The sequence below is a fragment of the Bdellovibrio sp. genome (genome assembly GCF_036384735.1).
GTDB lineage: Bacteria > Bdellovibrionota > Bdellovibrionia > Bdellovibrionales > Bdellovibrionaceae > Bdellovibrio.
Window position 1 is genome coordinate 1 of record NZ_DASVLT010000008.1, and the last position, 15,066, is coordinate 15,066.

Here is a 15,066-nt window from a genome sequence, read left to right on the forward strand (position 1 = left end):
ATAAAAAGTGCGAACGAACACTCGAGTTTAAAAACGAATCCCAGAAGTCTCGAGCGGAACGCCACACTCCTATTTGATCGATAAAGTGACGCAAAAGTGCTAAGTCCTGCGGAAAATCAGTCAGGCAGAAGTAGTGTCATGTCTTATTTTGAACCAAAGTGGGTCTTCCACAGGTAGAGTTATTCTTTTTCCAAAACACAAAAGCCTCTCTTCCGAGAGGCCGTCAATATCTAAACTATTTCTATCTGCTATTTTTTAGTTAGACTCACCTGAATCTTAGAATCTTTTGGACCGAACACTTTAATTTTTAGCTCATTGGTCTGTTTGACGTTTACGATAGCGTACACATCTTTTTTAGCTTTGCAACGCTTGAGATGATCTATATCCGAATCAGAGTCATCGTCATGTCCCATCCAAGCTTTCTTATCGGTTTTAGCTGGCTGCATGCTTTCACAGAAATCTTGCGGCTTTAAAACCAAAGAACCATTCAGGAAAATTTCTGCCCGAACCGCCCTATTAAGATTATCAGAAACATTTTTAACGTTAAGCACATATGTTCCAGCGGCAGGAAACGTTGGATTTATTACTACTGGAGCATTGCCGACAGTCGGAGCTGCGTATGTTACAGAATCAAATTCACCGTCCAATACCACCTTGCCTCCTTCGAATTTATAGATTCGCAATTTTGAGGCTGAAACATCCGGCTCTTCATCGAAGATGACTATCTTCCCCCGAACAGGTTTATCAAAGAATGTAACAGTCCGCAGAACTTCGTATTCACCATCCCTTGGAGTAACATCTCTGAGCTGCCCCCCAATCCAGGAAAAGATCAACGGAGAAATGGCCACGGTCATATCCATTCTTGTTACAACGACTTCGTCTGTTCCGTTTTGATCTAAATCAAATACTAGTAGACCAACGCATTCATTAAGATCTGAAACATCCTTAATAACAGTTGGACCCGCCACCGAGAAAGATCCTTTCATTTTTCGAAGAGCAATAAGCCTGCACTTCTGATCATCACTTCTAAATTGTACCACTAAACCATTTATACCATTCCCATATCGTACAGAAACCACAGCCGCCCGAATCCCATTACCTAAAGACTGTAGATCGCCATCCGAATCCTTTTTAAGTTCATCGGGAACAAAAACGCTCAAATCTTTGTCGGAAATTAAAGTACTAAAATCTGCTCTACAGATTGATGAGAACAAAATTAAAAAGAGAATAAATGCATTTTTCATAGCTTTTCCTTCAATTTCTTACTGAGGTAAATAGTTATTCCAGTATCCCCAAACCGCCTGATTATATGGCTCAGCTAGAATTCTATCTGCTGTGAATTTCGAATTAATTCCATTGTACTTCTGTGAAGCCTTTCGAAGCAAATCCGAATATTTTGAAAACGTTTTGAAATTCTGGATTTGGTCTGTCGAGTTGACACTCCCAAACGCACTTCGCAGCGCAAGTGATCCGAACTTAATGTTAACGTCCGAATTAACCAGTCCATTCTGTGCATCTGTTGGGTCAATCGCAAGTCCACTACCGTCAATCAATTTAGTTGTCCATTGAGTCACTGCGTAGAAATGCACTACGTGCATTAAACCATAGCTTGCCGCAGCTACAGTCTGTGCCGGAAATCCATAGGTCTTGGAAAAGTCATTACTACCAGCTTGGGATGAAGTTCCATTTCCTAGCGCTCGATTTTTGTTAAAATCTTTTAGATTTTTGCTAGCGACTTTTAACCAATTCTGACTTGCAAAGCCATACTTGCTTGTATCATTATAATCGAGAATATCAGAGGCAAATATATTGATACCCTCCTTAGCTTCGAAGTCATTCGTAATAAAACCATCTTTTTGTTCTTTGGGAAATCTTATTCCATAAATCGATCTTGGAGCAATTGTAGACTTGGAAGACAAAACCACTGCGTTGATATCTGAAATTATTACGTTTGAAAATTTAGTACGAGTTTTATCAGAGATATCTGCACCTAAATATTGGGCATCGATCGAAACAGGCTCGTATCTATAAGAATTCGTCGCAAATGTTTTTCCTGACTCGTGACTAATTAGCGCTTTGATAAACTGAGGAGGAATTCCACGCAAACTTGCATAATTATTGATGCTTGAGTCAAACTGATTGTTTGTTGAACCAAGACTCCCTGCTACGACCTTCAATTTCACGGTGATTGGCGGAATCGTCGTATCGGTCGGCGTGATCGTTAACGACTCAGTACCAAGATGAAGTGCGATTATCTCCTGGGGTATTACATTATCACGTGTCGTATTTTGGAAAAGAATTCCCACATGATCCGTATACAGGGACTCCGCACTTACTAATGTTTGATCGAACGTTGGCGCACTCAATGTAAACGTCGCCGGAATTACTTCGCCACTTGAATTTTGCAGGGTGAGGTCAGCCAATTGTCCTAACGGCAATGTGACGGTGACATTGTTTGAAATGTCTACCTGTCTCGCCTGAACCGGAAGTTCAACTTCATCTCGATCCAACGGCTCAATCTGCAACTTCAACCCGGTTGCCGTTGATAAGCCTGACGTATAAAAATTGGCATACCCAAAGATTAAATAGTTATAGTCGTAAAAAATAGATCCTGCCGTATAGAGGTTCGGAGTCACAGAATCAACTGACACATAATCCAATGGAGTGGAGCAACCAATTTGTATTTCTTGGAATCCGCCACTTCTTAAGTTCACCGGAGCAATATATCTAATTATCATTTCACCTGGGTCCAGAATCGATGCCGGCAAAACCTCACCAACATTTGTCGTGCAATTTGGAGGAACACCATTTTTTGCTTCAAGGGTAATTTCAATTGATCGTGGCGGATAATAATCCGGATGAGCGAGTGCTGCGATTTCTCTTATATTCGCTTCAGGGATATAAACGCCAAGATGTAAACCATAGGCGGATATCACCGGAAAACGCGAGTTCAGATATGTGGCGCCTTGCACGTTTTCGATGCCGGTACAAATAGGAACTGCTGTGGGGTAATTTGCAGGCTGATAGTTTTCTGGCGTACATCTTCTGACACCAAAATCAAATCTTGCCTCAGAATCACCAACTAAGAACGTCCAATTTTGAATTGTCTTTTGAGATAATAGTTGGTTGTCTGGCAGTGAAATTGGATTTGCAAACAAGTCAGACTGCTGAAAATCAAAAGAAATAATCCCATTTGTTGGTATCGGCATAGTTGGGTTCGTATCTCCGCCTAGCGCAGAAAAAGAAATTAAATATACTACAATCACTGAAGCAAGCGCTACTCTCATCGCATTGTACTCCTCAATATAGACAGATGTTAGTTTATAGATGACAAGTTTTGACATGCAAACAATATATTATTTGAACTTCAGAGAAAGGACCTAGGTCCTTTCTCTGAGGCGTTTGGAGAAGATTCAGCGACAATGAATTTTTTCGCGTTCATTTCGGCGTTGACAGAGAGCACCCATATCTCTCTTTTTACCCACGCTTCCTTTTTCAAACTGACAGGAATCTGTCTTGGTCTTTTTGCCCCAGCCTTGGATTCCTAAACCTGACCTGCCCCGGATAAACTTTGAGCTCGTTCATTTCTAAATAGGATAAGTTCAAAAGTTCTCTATGGCGCAACCGGAACTAAGTAATACCGGGTCCAGTCTTCAAGTGCGGCTTGGAACGTGACATTTACGTTTAGTTTTTTGCTGGAGTCGATTCGAATCTCGGCGACATTAATTTTAAAAATATTGAGATCAGTTGCCATCGTATTAAATACAAAAGTCGTTTGATAAGACTCTTCATTAAACTCGACATGACTCGGTAATAGCTCTGTTCCATCAGGTAGAGTTAAGCTAATAGACACACAGCTGTCTTTTTTAAGACTCATTTTTTCCGCAACTTCGATGCCTTTTTTATTAAGCATATACAAATCTCGGCTACCAGCACTTTTCCATCTTTCTAAATATCGAGGACCGTAAGAAGCAATTATCTGACATTGCACTCGCAGGGGCTCGTTTTTCACAAGATTAAAATGCATACTCGGGAGATAAAAAACGGGCACTATCGGAACAATTATACCCCATAGATAGCTTCCGGCTGCGTAGTTGGAGATCGATAAAACAATCGTTCGTTCATTAGAATCATCATCTATTGATGTTTTGTTAACACTACTAATATCGATAGGCTTGGAACGAAATTGGCTTCCCGGTCGACTAGCGCTCAAGGTTTTTTCATCTTGGCTATTTAAATCCTTAAAATAAACATCGCGCTCGATAGAAACACAGCCTGCAATTAGCATTATGAAAAACAATAATATGAATCTTTTCATAATTAAAAATTACCTTATTTCTAACAGAACAGCATCAAAGAACCTGGATGATTCAGCAATCTTTTGCTCTGACCATTGACTCTTAGCTTAAAGGCACTTGAACTGAGCAGAGGCACTCACGCGAAACTCTCCCTCTTTATGATTCAAGATAATGACTTCCCAGTCCCCGACTTGCAGAACTTCACTGTTGCAGCGACTTTTTGCTAACTGTAAGGCCTCTTCTTTTGCATCGTCCACCGCTGTATTTCCCCAGTTGTCGCCATAACCAACGGTTGTGACCAATTCATCAGCCCAAGATAAACTTGAAAAGACAAGGACGATAGAGACAGAAAACTTTCGAAGCGTTAGCATACGATCTCCATTTTTTTGGATAATATTCTCTAAACCGGAATCAAGTACAATAAATTTGGTAAAATTAAAGGCCAGTCGGCGCCCCGTGCGGTCAAATTGCCCTGTCGCTTGGGGTGCCTTTTTATTGGCAATTTATTTCTTTCCTAAAAGATAGTTTCGTTTTTTTCGAAACGCATTTTTCTTCTTTAGAGCGCGAATCGTTCGATTTGTTTTGCTCGCCATGGAAGCTTCTACTAATGTCGCCGCAATTGAACAACGAAGGGGGAAATGTGAATTCAAAATTTGGTTTGGCTTTAGCCATGGGATTGCTTCTTATGGCAATATCGGCATTCGGCGCAGATCCACTTATTTGTCAGTCTGAAGATATGACTCTCACGATGGCAGATGCCGGCCCAGATGCCCACAGAACGCCTGTATTTTTGAACAACCTTTCTGTAAGTCCGACTTTGATTAAAAAATACGTGTTCTATCACGGTATGATTTCGGGCGGTCCTAAAGAGCGTGATTGGCAAGGCAATATTTATACTGAAGACGAGACCAACATTCTAAAAACAACGGGCAAGTTATATTCTAACTATACGACGAAAGAACTTTGGGTCGAGTTGACTGACTCGGCGATTTCCCAAAGTACGAAGATTTTTAAGTGCAACTAAAGGTGTGAGTGGGATTTTCAGACTCCACCGAGCCCCTGCGAAAGTGGGGTTGCACTCTCTTACATGATCCTCGCAATTTCTGCCGCAGGACTTGGTCCAATCTCCCCCTGTCGCATTTGTCGCACCTAAGGAAATTTCGCGAAATTTCAGCTCATTTCATGACAAAATAAAATCGCCATCTCGTGTATATAAGTTCTGGATTTTTTTAGACAATGGATTTCGATGCAGACTCCAAAAAGAAATTTGGAGCGGGAGACGGGGCTCAAACCCGCGACCTATGCCTTGGCAAGGCATCGCTCTATCAACTGAGCTACTCCCGCATCGGAAGAGAGACCAAAATTACTGTTGCCAGGCATTCTTGTCAACGGCTAAAACTAAAAAAATGAGAGCAATAGTGATGAGCCGCATAAAAAAATGGATGATATTCGCCTTAATTGGCTGCCTTGCTTATTTTGTGGGCTATATTTGGGGGCAGAGAACTCAAAACAATCCGATTCCCACAACTCCCATAGTTGCCGAACCTCATTCCTAAACAGTGGCAAAATTCTCTGATTTTGTCTTTCATCAAAGAACCATCTTGCGATTCTTGTTTTCTATCTAAAAACAGGGGGCCAGGATTTGTATGTTGACCTTGCGGGCGTATCTTTAAAGCAAAGATAACTCCCTCAAGGAGGCGACCATGCAACCTCGTTCTGAACGACGTCCTCAAGAAAGAAACTATCCCTATCAACGTGAACGCTCGGACGAATACGAAGGCTTCGAGAACGAAACGCCTCGTAGTACTTATGCAGGCAGCAGATCCTCTGCGCGCAACGAAGACGAAAGCTTCCGTCCTTATGATTCAGGACGCTACCGCGATGCCTCCCCTGCAAATTCAGCCTATGATCGAGCAACCTATGGTTCATATTTTGGACCGGACGCCGCTCGAGCAGGATCATTCGGTGCAAACACCAATCGCGATTCAGAAATGAATTATGGTTCAGACCGCTTTGACTACGAAAAATATTCGAGAGCCCATTTTTATGGTTACGGCACTGATGTGAATCGCTTTACCTCAGAAGGACGTCGTCATGTCGAAGATCGTGGCAGTGCAGGCTACGCCGGTGAATTTCACGAAGAGAATCCTTCTGCAAAACAACGTCGGCCTGATTTTACGGGAAAAGGTCCTAAAAACTTTGTGCGATCTGATGAAAAAATTCGCGATGAGGTTTGCGAAATGCTGACTCGTCATCATGAAGTCGATGCTCATGATATCGAAGTCCAAGTGCAGGCAGGCGAAGTCACATTAGAAGGTCACGTACCTAATCGACGCATGAAACATTTGGCTGAAGATGCCGCGGCCCTTTGCGACGGAGTCAAAGACGTCGTCAACCATTTGCATGTGGATCAGGATTCGTTAATCCGCAACGTGCGCGATATTTCTTTGCATCAACCCTAGTAACTGATTTTATGAATTGGGAGGCCGCATGCGTTCTAATATCTGGAGAGGCTCGATCAGTTTTGGTCTTTTAAATATTCCAGTGACGTTGCAGACCGCGGACCAAGATAAAGACATTCACTTTTCGATGCTGGATAAAAAAGACATGTCCCGTATCAACTACAAAAAATTCAGCGCAAACACCGGTAAAGAAGTTCCTTATGATCGTATCGTAAAGGGCTTTGAATATGAAAAAGGTCGTTACGTGGTTATGAACGACGCTGATTTTCAAAAAGCGAATCCCAAGGCGACACAGACCATCGACATCGAAGACTTCGTTCTGTTGCAAGATGTGGATCCCCTACTATTCCAACGTCCCTACTATCTTGTTCCGCAAAAAGGTGCAGAAAAAGGATATTACCTTTTACGTGAAGCCTTGAAGAAAACTAAAAAAGTTGCCATTGCTAAAATTGTCATCCGTGTGAAGCAACATCTTGTGATGCTCATGCCTCGTGAAGATTACATCGTCTTAGAGATCTTGCGTTTTGCTCACCAAATCAAAGATGTCAGTGATGTGAGCTCTATGAAGGAGCTCAGCAAACGCGCTTCATTCTCTGCTCGAGAACTTAAAATGGCCGAGGAATTGATTGCAGGCATGACTGCCAAATGGAAACCTGAAAAATACAAAGACACCTATTATCAGGATATGATGAAGGCCATCGACAATAAAGTCCGTCAAGGCAAGGGCCAAGTGGTTCGATCGGCTCCGAAAGAGGAACATATCGAAACAACAAGCAACGTTGTGGATTTGATGCCTCTTTTAAAACGCAGTCTTGCAGCAAGTCGCTCCAATGGAAAAACCAAAGGAACGACAACACGACGTAAAACGGCCAGTGCTCGCTCTGCTTAAATGAAAGGACAAGATATGCCTTTGCAAGAGTACAACCGCAAAAGAGATTTCAAGAAAACCAGAGAGCCCAAAGGCAAATCCCATAGACAAGCCAAGGATCACCCTTTGATGTTTGTGGTACAAGAGCATCACGCTTCTCATCTGCATTATGATTTCCGTTTGGAATGGGATGGAGTTTTAAAAAGCTGGGCCGTTCCTAAAGGTCCCAGTCTGGATCCGAGCGTAAAAAGACTTGCCGTTGAAGTGGAAGATCATCCGATTTCCTACGGAAGTTTCGAAGGCATCATCCCTGAAAAGCAATATGGTGCGGGCGAAGTGTTCATTTGGGACACCGGCACGTGGCAACCTACTTTTGATGCAGAGGCCGGCTTTAAAAAAGGACATCTGTCTTTTGAATTAAAAGGAAAAAAATTGAAAGGCCATTGGGATTTGATCAAAACAAAAATCCCTGGACGTCAATCGCAATGGCTTCTTATTAAAACAGATGATCGTTATAGCAGCACAAAACCTTTAGTGCCCACTAAGGCAGAAGCTCCTTCGCGAAACTCTTCAGCGGTGACTAAATCAACTAGATCTAAAAAAGCCACTACATCCCCCGGTCCTTCAAAGAAGAAATCTGCAAAGAAAGCGTCACGAAAATCCAACCGTTCCGAAGAAGAGGATAACGTCGACGAGTACGGTGAAAAAATCCATGCGAATCGTTTTAGCAACCGCTTGGCAAAAACGAAATTCATGGCGCCAGAATTAGCTCTACTTGTCGATACACCCCCGTCTGGTGACGACTGGATTCACGAGATGAAGTTCGATGGTTATCGCATTCAGGCCCATATTCATAATCATGATGTGCGTCTGATCACTCGTTCTGGAAAAGACTGGACCTCAGCCTTTCCTATGATCGCAACCGCTCTCAGCAAGCTCACGGTGGATCAAGCCGTTCTTGATGGCGAAATTGTTGTTCTTGATGAAAAAGGTCGTAGTGACTTTCAATTGCTGCAAAATGCGCTGAAAGATTCTAGCGTTAAAAATATGATTTATTATGCTTTCGACCTTCTATCATACTCAGGACAAGACATCCGAGAGTTGCCCTTGGTCGAACGAAAAAAAAGATTGAAAATGATTTTAGCAAAGGCGCCCACCTCCCTTCGTTATAGTGACGAGATTGAAGGCACGCCGAAACAATTGATGAAAATCGCTGATAAGTTCCAATTGGAAGGGATTGTTTCTAAAAATAGAAACAGCCCTTATGTTTCCGGCAGAAACTCTGCCTGGATGAAATCAAAACGCACACAACAACAAGAGTTCGTTATTGGCGGGTACATAGAAGGATCAGGGGCTCGCGCGCAGTTAGGAGCCTTGCTTCTTGGGGTCTATAAAGAAGACAAGCTCACCTTCGTCGGCAAAGTCGGAACAGGCTTCACAGAAAAATCGCTGTCTGACGTATTACAGAAACTGCAGCACATAGAGCAAAAAATCACTCCGTTTGATGAAAAAATCCCGAAGGGAAAAGGCATTCATTGGGTTCAGCCAAGATTAAGTGCAGAGATCGTTTTTGCCGAGTGGACTCAGGATGGTCATTTACGCGTCCCCGTTTTCCATGGACTTCGTGAAGACAAACCGGCGAAACAAATTGTGAGGGAAAAATCCGTGAAATCTTCGATTCACATCACGAACCCCGATAAAATCATCTATCAGAAAGAAAAGATCACTAAGATGGATATTGCTCAATACTATCTTAACGTGGCAGACGAAGTTTTGCCTTACTTGCAAAATCGTCCGTTAAATCTGTTGCGTTGCCCAGAGGGCCCTGGCAAAGGCTGCTTTTTTCAAAAGCATCTTCCGAAGCCCCTACCTCCGGCTCTTGAAGGCGTTTCTATTAAAGAAAAATCTGCTACAAAAACCTATATGACTTTGCATGATTCCGCGGGACTTCAAACATTGGTGCAAATGGGGGCCTTTGAAATTCACTGTTGGAATTCTCAGGCTGACAACTTAGAATATCCCGATCAGTTCATCATGGATTTGGATCCAGGCCCCGATGTTAGTTGGAAACAAGTAGTGGCAGCGGCTTTTGAACTAAAAGAAATTCTAGATCATTTAAAATTAAAAAGCTTCGTTAAAGTCACGGGTGGTAAAGGGGTTCATATTCACGTCCCAGTTAAGCCTCTTTACACTTGGGATCAGATTAAAAATTTCTGCCAGGCTTTGGCTATTGAAATGGAGAATCGCAATCCCGATCTTTACGTTTCAAAAATGACAAAGAGTCTTCGCACCAAAAGAATTTTCATCGACTATCTTCGAAACGGACGTGGTGCGACGGCGGTCACGCCTTACTCATTACGTGCGCGCGACATCAGTGCGGTTGCCATGCCTGTCGAATGGACTCAGTTGAAGAGACTTAAAAGTCCTTCAGAATTCACTCTTCCCAAAGCATTGACCTATTTAAAAAAACGAACGAAAGATCCGTGGCAAGATTATTTACGAACAAAGCAACGCATTGCTGTTCTCGATCAGAGCACGAAATCACGTTCGCGATCCGTTGACGACAAAGAGCTGCATCTCTCTTAAGGAGCATAAGCTTCTGGAGGGATGTCGTAATCAATTCTTTCTGAGCCTGGAATTTTCTCTGCAAGAACATCTATCTTTTCGATTCGCGGAGTCCGCTCAAATAAATCTGGCGCCTTCGCCATCAGACGTTCCGCGACTTTACCGGCTAAATGAGCCTCGCGTCCTTTTTCATTAGGAAAGGCATCGAAGATTCCAAAAGTGCGTGGTCCAAATTTAACGGCAAACCAAACCGTGGTCGCATCTTCGTCATGAACAAGGCTGGCTGCCTGTTTCAAGAACTCCTCAACCTCATTTTCTTTTCCGGGTTTTGCTTCCATCGTAACAAGCAACGCGGGTCCGACCATGGACGCCTCCATGTGTCTCACTAGTAAACCGGAATAAATTGCCGTAGCCAACTGATGCGCTTTGGATCTGCCGATTCTCATGCTGAGACACGACGTGCCTCAAATAAAAACAAACCGAACAAGATCCCAATAAACTTTAATTTTTTTGCAAACACCCCTTCTTAAGTCCTGCAAAGTGCCGATGAGTTCATTGCTCAGATTAGTGGGAGCATCAACAACATAGGAGTGCGTATGTTAAAAAAGACAGCGAAAACAATGATGGCAGCATGTGTTCTTGGAATGCTAGGACTTGCAGGATGTGCAACAACTCCTCCAGAGTCAGATCATCCAGCTTACGAACAAAACGTCAATGGCCGCGTTCCTTCTGCGTACGATGATGAAAAGATCTCTCGTCCGACGAATTATGCGAATCCGCGCCGAGGATCTTTTGTTCAATGAAGATCTAAGATTTAACCGATTTTCTACAAACGCCCGTCATCATGATGGGCGTTTGTTTTTTTGGAAATCGTCTAAAAACAGTCCACTTCCCTGGACGTAGACAGATTCAACGAAACTAGTCCTTTCTTCCTTCTGAAGAAACTCTGGGATTTCAAGCACTTCAAAAAATCTAGAACCACCTCACATGGTCTTTAGGTTGCTTACCTAAGACGACGGGGGTTCTATATGGTTACTACAATCACTCAGTCACACTTGAAAGCATCTTTGCTGACGGCAGCTCTCTCACTTACGATTATTCTGTCAACTGGTTGTTCAAATTCAGGACAATTCCCTATCTCGAGCACCTCTGGAAGCGGCAGCAACAGCGGCCAAAGTGTTGATTCGGGAACTTCCACCGGTGGACCGTCTTCGAGTGGTTCATCAAGCAGTGGATCTTCATCAAGTGGATCCTCATCTTCTGGCTCTGGTTCAAGCGCAAATGCCTACCAGATGACCGCTCTTGCATGGGAATCGTCTTCATCCCCCCAAAGAACTCAATGGTCAGAATATCTTCAAGAAATCATTTCGACAACTTGGAGTGCTTTACTGCCAGGAGCCGATGACATGGACACGTTCTGCCCTAAATATTCGACTCTGAGTAATGACCAACGTGCAAATGTGTGGGCTCAACTTTTCGTTGGCGTCGCAAAATATGAAAGTGCGTGGAGCCCAACAAGTCGTTATCTTGAATCCACAATGGGCACGGACCCTATCACCGGCAAATCTGTTTATTCAGAAGGCCTGTTGCAACTTTCCTATCAAGACATTCAAGTTTATCCATTCTGCCAATTTGACTGGAACGCAGATAGAAATCTAAGTGCTACAGATCCAAACAAAACAATTCTTGATCCCTATAAAAATCTTTATTGTGGCGTTGGTATTATGGCAAAGCAGATTGCACGTTCTGGTTTAATCACGGTGAGCTCAAATGCCTATTGGTCAACACTACGTAAAGGCGGAAGCTATCAACAGATCTCAGGCATTGCCGCCATCGTTAAAAAGCTTCCGTTCTGCAATTAAGCGACTTCCTCGGTCAACTCGTCAAATTCATCTCTAGCGAATGATGTTTTGACGTCGACCAAAAGAACAACTTGATTTTCTAATTTACCAACTCCACGAACAAGGCTCTGCTTGCCGGAAGTCGCCAGATTTGCCGCCTGATCAATCTGGTTTTGATGAAGTTGTATCACCTCTTTCACCGAATCAACAACCATACCGACAAGGCCTGCAGCTGTATCAATAACTATGATGCAGCTCTCTTTTGTAATATTGCGATCGTCCATTCCGAACTTAACCCGCAAATTAACGACCGGAATGATCTTTCCCCGCAAATTCATAACACCTTTTACGGCCTCAGGAGAGTGAGGTACAGGAGTCACCTCACCATATTGATTGATCTCTCTGACATCGCCGATTGGAATTCCGAATAATTCACTTCTTAGTTGAAATGTAAGATATTGTCCTTCCAAGCTCATACTAAAACCCACTTGCATCGTTGATATTTCCACGCTTTTCATCATCAAATGGAATTTTATCAGCACCGGTAACCTTTGCCATGCGAGCCTTCGCGACGAATGGTACAACCTGAGTTGCTGGTCTCGCTTTCGGTGACGCTATAAAGTGTTCGGAAACTTCGGAAGACTGTCCCCCTAAGACCACATGATTCAATTCCTCTGTCATGTTTTGGGTTGCAACAGCTAAATTGCTAATCTCTCCAGCTGTTGCGGCAATCTCTTCTGCCGAAGCTGCGTTAGCTTGGCCCGCTTGATCCAACTGACTCATAGCTTTATTAATCTGCTCGATGCCAGTCGCTTGTTCGTGGCTCGCTGTCGCAATCTCATTGTTCAGATCTGAAACCTTTTTAATCGATTGAACGATATTTGAAAGAGTGGTCCCACTACGATCTGCAATATGACTTCCAGAATCAACTTGCGACACCGACTCTTTAATAAGATTTGAAATATCCTTTGCCGAAGCAGCACTTCGCTGTGCTAAGGAGCGAACCGCTTCCGCTACAACAGCAAATCCTTTTCCCTGCTCTCCAGCCCGAGCAGCCTCAACAGCCGCATTCAAAGCCAGCAAATTTGTTTGAAACGCAATATCATCGATAACCGAAATAATTTCTTCAATCTTTTTAGATGACATGGAAATATCATGCATCGCCTTAATTAAATTTTGAATATCTGTGGCCCCCGTCTCGGCAGCCTGACACGAAGATAATGCTAAAGCCGCGGCCTGCTTGGCATTGTCTGAACCCATTTTTACCATCGAGGTCATTTCTTCCAATGAAGCAACTGTCTCTTCCAAAGATGCCGCAGCTTCTGTTGATGATGACGAAAGTGTGTTTCCAGCTTCATTCAATTGCTCAACGGACGCTGCCACCTCGCGCGCGGCTCCCGCTAATCTTTGCGAGATCGATCCCACACTCGAAGACACTTGTTGCGCCAGCCACAATAGAATTGCGAAAATTGAAATACTTGCCGCTAATGAAGTGCAGACTACAATCAAAGTAACTTGCTTACGTGTCGCTTCACTATCCGCTTTTTGAATTTTTACGTGCTCCCGGTACAGAGTCACAACATCAATCATGAATTGTTGAGCTATATTTCCGTCTGTTGTAAATGAGGCGCCCATCAAATGCTTGGCCTGTTCATTCTTGGCAGATTCGTTCGGCTCGATCAGATCATAAATCTCAACCATAGCCTTGTAGGTAGCTTCAACAGCCGGCTTCCCACTCTTTTGAAGTTCTAATTCTTTCGTCAGGGACGGGGCATTTTGATAATTGTCGTATTGTTTTTTGAAGTCTGAAAGAGCCGTCTTAATCTCTTCAATAGAGGCGTCTCTTTGTTTTGAGGTATTAGATTCATAAAGAACTTGAGTCGCCTTATACCCAAAGCGATTGCGGGCGTTACGCATCCCACCAATACTATCTAATTTTGGAATCAAAACGTCTTGTGATGTTGATATGATTTCAGCATCTTTATTCAAACCATAATCTGCGCTCACATAGAGCACTCCAAACCCGACGATCGGAAGAACTGCTGCGAACAGAAGCTTTCCCTTGATCCCTTTGAACCATGACGACTTTACTTCAGAAACCATTTGCCCCCCTTAAACAAACCAATGTTAAATAACTACGCGAGCTCTTTTCGGAGGCCTTTTTTAAAAATGAACTTTATTTTTGATGACTGCTCTAATTTTCGCTGCAAATTTAAATTTGCAGCACCAATGCGCCGTTAGGTTATAAACAAACGTGATTTATACAATATTCAGCTGTAATCCTTCGAAGCTGTGAAATTATCGCCCAGTCTAGCATTGGCTCCCAGGAAGAATTTGAATGCAGAGAACATTGCGACCTTTTTTTCTTCAGAAATTGCATGACGAATTTAAATATAGAAAATCACTCAATAGATATTTTTCGCTAAGACAGTACGCCACCTTCTTAGATCTAAACTCTGGCACTCTCTCGGCAATCCTGGCTGGGAAAAGATCTCTTCCCACTCACAAAATTGACTCTATCGTTAAAAAATTAAATCTTAAAGGTGAAGAACGAAAGGAATTCCTTCTTAGCCTCAATCAACCCCCGGACGATGACGTACTGGAAATATCATTGGAAAACCACAGTTCGCTTTACAGCAACAAAGAGTACCTCGCCGTACTTTCTCTGTTTCGAAATAAAAAATATAGCGCCAGCAAAAAGACCATTGCGAATAAGACTGGAATCCCCTTAGATAATTTGAATCCGATTATAGATCGTCTAATAAGCGAGCAACTTCTTTGTATTAATGAGGGTGACGTTCACAGCGTAGGAAAAAATATTCATTTCGCTCGAAATAATACATATGTACGACATCCCGCTAAACATCACTCGCACATCATGATTTCGTTAGATGAACGTAAGATAAATTTATTAAAAAGAAAATTGCAAAGATTTTGGAGTGATGTCGAGAAACTTCATCACTCTGAAAATCAGGGACATCTTTATCAGATCACACTATCTATTGCGCCTATGTCCCTGGATAAAACATAAA

At 42.9% G+C, this 15,066-nt stretch carries 14 protein-coding genes and 1 tRNA gene; 7 read left to right on the forward strand and 8 right to left on the reverse strand.

All coding sequences use genetic code 11. From position 1 onward, the window contains the following. Positions 1-248: 248 nt before the first annotated feature. The 4 genes from VF412_RS02375 to VF412_RS02390 form a co-directional block, all read right to left on the reverse strand. Entirely contained in the window at positions 249-1,244 is a 996-nt protein-coding gene (locus tag VF412_RS02375) for a hypothetical protein (protein WP_331337600.1), read from the reverse strand. Positions 1,245-1,262: 18 nt separating this feature from the next. Beyond that, positions 1,263-3,344, reverse strand: coding sequence for a hypothetical protein (locus VF412_RS02380; RefSeq protein WP_331337601.1), 2,082 nt, complete (start codon positions 3,342-3,344; stop codon positions 1,263-1,265). 269 nt (positions 3,345-3,613) lie between these two features. Further along, positions 3,614-4,318: a hypothetical protein gene (locus VF412_RS02385; protein WP_331337602.1), complete on the reverse strand. Its 705-nt coding sequence runs from the start codon at positions 4,316-4,318 to the stop codon at positions 3,614-3,616. 87 nt (positions 4,319-4,405) lie between these two features. Next, positions 4,406-4,669 (reverse strand): hypothetical protein, encoded by a 264-nt coding sequence (locus VF412_RS02390; RefSeq protein ID WP_331337603.1) that lies wholly within the window; start codon positions 4,667-4,669, stop codon positions 4,406-4,408. Positions 4,670-4,938: 269 nt separating this feature from the next. Here VF412_RS02390 and VF412_RS02395 point away from each other — a divergent pair, with 269 nt between their 5' ends. After that, positions 4,939-5,322, forward strand: coding sequence for a hypothetical protein (locus VF412_RS02395; RefSeq protein ID WP_331337604.1), 384 nt, complete (start codon positions 4,939-4,941; stop codon positions 5,320-5,322). Positions 5,323-5,566: 244 nt separating this feature from the next. Here VF412_RS02395 and VF412_RS02400 read toward each other — a convergent pair. Next, a tRNA-Gly gene (locus VF412_RS02400) sits at positions 5,567-5,642 on the reverse strand. Between the two features lie 359 nt (positions 5,643-6,001). Between VF412_RS02400 and VF412_RS02405 the strand changes: the two genes are divergently transcribed. The 3 genes from VF412_RS02405 to ligD are packed head-to-tail and all read left to right on the forward strand — an operon-like array spanning position 6,002 to position 10,214. Further along, the gene (locus VF412_RS02405) at positions 6,002-6,760 is read left to right on the forward strand and encodes a BON domain-containing protein (RefSeq protein WP_331337605.1); all 759 of its coding nucleotides are present in this window, start codon (positions 6,002-6,004) and stop codon (positions 6,758-6,760) included. A gap of 28 nt (positions 6,761-6,788) precedes the next feature. Then, positions 6,789-7,649 (forward strand): Ku protein, encoded by an 861-nt coding sequence (locus VF412_RS02410; protein WP_331337606.1) that lies wholly within the window; start codon positions 6,789-6,791, stop codon positions 7,647-7,649. A 15-nt stretch (positions 7,650-7,664) separates the two neighbouring features. After that, on the forward strand, positions 7,665-10,214 hold the full coding sequence (ligD, locus tag VF412_RS02415; RefSeq protein WP_331337607.1) for a DNA ligase D: 2,550 nt from the start codon (positions 7,665-7,667) through the stop codon (positions 10,212-10,214). On the opposite strand, the gene VF412_RS02420 is transcribed toward ligD, so the two are convergent. Further along, positions 10,211-10,558 (reverse strand): antibiotic biosynthesis monooxygenase, encoded by a 348-nt coding sequence (locus VF412_RS02420; protein ID WP_331337608.1) that lies wholly within the window; start codon positions 10,556-10,558, stop codon positions 10,211-10,213. The genes ligD and VF412_RS02420 overlap by 4 nt on opposite strands. A gap of 231 nt (positions 10,559-10,789) precedes the next feature. Here VF412_RS02420 and VF412_RS02425 point away from each other — a divergent pair, with 231 nt between their 5' ends. Next, positions 10,790-10,996 carry a hypothetical protein gene (locus VF412_RS02425; RefSeq protein ID WP_331337609.1) on the forward strand — a complete coding sequence of 69 codons (207 nt, stop codon included), beginning with the start codon at positions 10,790-10,792 and terminating at the stop codon, positions 10,994-10,996. A 225-nt stretch (positions 10,997-11,221) separates the two neighbouring features. After that, positions 11,222-12,055 carry a hypothetical protein gene (locus VF412_RS02430; RefSeq protein ID WP_331337610.1) on the forward strand — a complete coding sequence of 278 codons (834 nt, stop codon included), beginning with the start codon at positions 11,222-11,224 and terminating at the stop codon, positions 12,053-12,055. Here the strand turns inward: VF412_RS02430 and VF412_RS02435 are convergent. Then, positions 12,052-12,555: a chemotaxis protein CheW gene (locus tag VF412_RS02435; RefSeq protein ID WP_331337611.1), complete on the reverse strand. Its 504-nt coding sequence runs from the start codon at positions 12,553-12,555 to the stop codon at positions 12,052-12,054. The genes VF412_RS02430 and VF412_RS02435 overlap by 4 nt on opposite strands. Beyond that, positions 12,512-14,137, reverse strand: a complete 1,626-nt coding sequence (locus tag VF412_RS02440; protein ID WP_331337612.1) for a methyl-accepting chemotaxis protein — start codon at positions 14,135-14,137, stop codon at positions 12,512-12,514. Before VF412_RS02440 ends, VF412_RS02435 begins: the two co-directional genes overlap by 44 nt. A 235-nt stretch (positions 14,138-14,372) precedes the next feature. Between VF412_RS02440 and VF412_RS02445 the strand changes: the two genes are divergently transcribed. After that, the gene (locus tag VF412_RS02445) at positions 14,373-15,065 is read left to right on the forward strand and encodes a hypothetical protein (protein ID WP_331337613.1); all 693 of its coding nucleotides are present in this window, start codon (positions 14,373-14,375) and stop codon (positions 15,063-15,065) included. The last annotated feature ends 1 nt before the right edge of the window (position 15,066 follow it).

Excerpts from the sequence above, each read along its gene's own strand:
- VF412_RS02445 (WP_331337613.1), top strand. The coding sequence starts at position 14,373 with ATGCAGAGAACATTGCGACCTTTTTTTCTTCAGAAATTGCATGACGAA.
- VF412_RS02440 (WP_331337612.1), bottom strand. The coding sequence starts at position 14,137 with ATGGTTTCTGAAGTAAAGTCGTCATGGTTCAAAGGGATCAAGGGAAAG.
- VF412_RS02420 (WP_331337608.1), bottom strand. The coding sequence starts at position 10,558 with ATGGTCGGACCCGCGTTGCTTGTTACGATGGAAGCAAAACCCGGAAAA.
- VF412_RS02410 (WP_331337606.1), top strand. The coding sequence starts at position 6,789 with ATGCGTTCTAATATCTGGAGAGGCTCGATCAGTTTTGGTCTTTTAAAT.
- VF412_RS02405 (WP_331337605.1), top strand. The coding sequence starts at position 6,002 with ATGCAACCTCGTTCTGAACGACGTCCTCAAGAAAGAAACTATCCCTAT.
- VF412_RS02375 (WP_331337600.1), bottom strand. The coding sequence starts at position 1,244 with ATGAAAAATGCATTTATTCTCTTTTTAATTTTGTTCTCATCAATCTGT.
- ligD (WP_331337607.1), top strand. The coding sequence starts at position 7,665 with ATGCCTTTGCAAGAGTACAACCGCAAAAGAGATTTCAAGAAAACCAGA.
- VF412_RS02385 (WP_331337602.1), bottom strand. The coding sequence starts at position 4,318 with ATGAAAAGATTCATATTATTGTTTTTCATAATGCTAATTGCAGGCTGT.
- VF412_RS02425 (WP_331337609.1), top strand. The coding sequence starts at position 10,790 with ATGTTAAAAAAGACAGCGAAAACAATGATGGCAGCATGTGTTCTTGGA.
- VF412_RS02430 (WP_331337610.1), top strand. The coding sequence starts at position 11,222 with ATGGTTACTACAATCACTCAGTCACACTTGAAAGCATCTTTGCTGACG.
- VF412_RS02380 (WP_331337601.1), bottom strand. The coding sequence starts at position 3,344 with ATGTCAAAACTTGTCATCTATAAACTAACATCTGTCTATATTGAGGAG.
- VF412_RS02435 (WP_331337611.1), bottom strand. The coding sequence starts at position 12,555 with ATGATGAAAAGCGTGGAAATATCAACGATGCAAGTGGGTTTTAGTATG.
- VF412_RS02390 (WP_331337603.1), bottom strand. The coding sequence starts at position 4,669 with ATGCTAACGCTTCGAAAGTTTTCTGTCTCTATCGTCCTTGTCTTTTCA.